This window comes from Flavobacterium sp. AJR, from assembly GCF_002156885.1.
Classification (GTDB): Bacteria; Bacteroidota; Bacteroidia; order Flavobacteriales; family Flavobacteriaceae; genus Flavobacterium.
In genome coordinates this window covers 1-2,004 of sequence record NZ_NCWQ01000180.1, presented here as the reverse complement: position 1 = coordinate 2,004, position 2,004 = coordinate 1, and the positions used below count along the sequence as shown (strand labels likewise).

The window sequence follows — 2,004 nt, the reverse complement described above, 5'->3', positions numbered from 1 at the left end:
CGGATAGAAATTGATAAATTAATCTTTCAAAAAAATATTTCATTTTATTAATACTACTCTTGATGCCAACTGTATGTATAATTGACCTAGACACTAAAACTAAAATGTAAGCCAACAAAACAATTGAGTAGTTAAAAAAAAGAACTGCCAACAGTAAAAATATTGCTGTGTAGTTTGTTCGAATAAATCTTTTTATAACAAAAATGTCAAGTAAATGCTCTCTTAAGATTACTGCAGGGTAAAATCCATAACCAGAAAAAAGCATATTCCACATTCGTTTTTCATTTCTATAATCTATAGTATGATGTAAACATATAAGGTGTGGTAATCTAATTATTTTTACTTTTTTTCTTCTTAATCGGATTGCCAACTCTAAGTCCTCGTTTATCTTAAATTTAGTGTTCATTCCTCCTGCTTCAATCCATTTTTCTCTAGTTATAATAAAGATCCCTCCATTTTCAGAAAGTACTTCGATATCCTTAGGGATAACTTTTGTGTAAGTTCTAGGTGATTTAATTATAAAAGTCCCTTTATCATCATAGAAATAATCATCTAAATGCCCCGTTACATATTCTGATACTAATTGATTTTTTTTGTTTAAAATATAATTGAAAAAGTCAAGTTGAATTTCCATGTCCCCATCCACAAAAAAAAGAATGTCACCTGTAGATTCATTTGCGCCAACATTTCTGGCAACAGCAGCATTACATTGTCCTATAACTTTAAAAATTTTTATTTTTTCGTAAGCTAATGCTCTTTCGATACTGTCATCTGAAGAATTAGAATCAACATAAATCACTTCAAATTTAATTTGGCTAGAATCAATTATTTTATAAATACTTTCCAAGCATTTTGTCAATCTCCATCCTTCATTCTTCCCAATTATTATTATACTTATCATTTAATTAAGATTATCTAATAAAAATTTAATCGACTTATCTTTTTCTTCTGCAAGTATCATATTTACATTATCCCAGTCTATTTTTTTGTATATCAATGTTGAATCTATTCTTTCTGAGTCCAATAAAAATCTATCTTCAAGTCCAAATTTTTCCAGTAAAGATTGAAATCTGCTTAGGCCTCTTCTTTTATTTCCTATAGCAATGAATGGTTTATTAAACAAAATAGAAAACACGCAACCATGAAAAGAATCTGTAATCACAAATTCAGCATCTTCAAAACCTTTGAGCCATTTTGTTACAGAAGGAAAAACTGTATCATCAAAATTACCAATAGATTCTTTAGTAAATTTTGTTTTAGGCATTGTCGAAAAAGGAGTAAGATTTAGTTCTTTACTTATTTGGTCGATATAATTTTGTTTAATTTTTGAAGTATCTAAAAAATACGACATTAGTGTGCCTTCACTAGCAGATTCGTTCTCATCTGTCATTAGTTTTTTATAAACTTTTACATCTAATAGCATAGTTGGATCTAAAACTTGTACAGCATTTACCCCTAGATATTCTTTACATAATTTAATTCCAGATGATTCTCTTACAGATACAGAATCAAAATTACTAGCTAGTTTTGAAATTAAGCTTCTTTTATTTTGATCAATTTCAAATTCAGATGTGCCAAAAGAAGCTGCGTAAGAGATTCTTTTAATGTTTTCAAATTCTATCGCAAAATCTAAAAAATAATTAGTAATACATGGGGAATAATCTTGCCTCCATACTTGATCACTTCCCACAATAAAGGCATCAAAATCTAACTTTTTAAGATTATTCATGCCTTTTGTATCGTATATTTCATGCGTGATTGGAAAAATGAACTTCGATTTAAAATAACTTATTTTGCCATAAATGTATCTGTATTCAAATTCATTCATTGATAATGGAATATCCCTTTTAGAAGTTATATGTCTATAAAAAATATTTTTTACTAGTTTTATTAATTTTGGTTTAACTCCAGGTTTAGAATATAATCTATTAATTATCCAAGTATCATGTCCTAAGCTTTTTAATTTTTGCTGTAAAGCAAAAGCTTGTAATAATCCTCCATAAT

Annotated in this window: 2 protein-coding genes; both read right to left on the bottom strand. The window is 27.7% G+C overall.

What is annotated here, in order from left to right; translation table 11 throughout:
- Window positions 1-901: glycosyltransferase family 2 protein (locus B8T70_RS23420; RefSeq protein WP_123912164.1), on the bottom strand; the 901-nt coding region annotated here is incomplete at its 3' end.
- On the bottom strand, window positions 902-2,004 hold a 1,103-nt coding region (locus B8T70_RS23415; protein WP_086896431.1), incomplete at its 5' end, for a polysaccharide pyruvyl transferase family protein.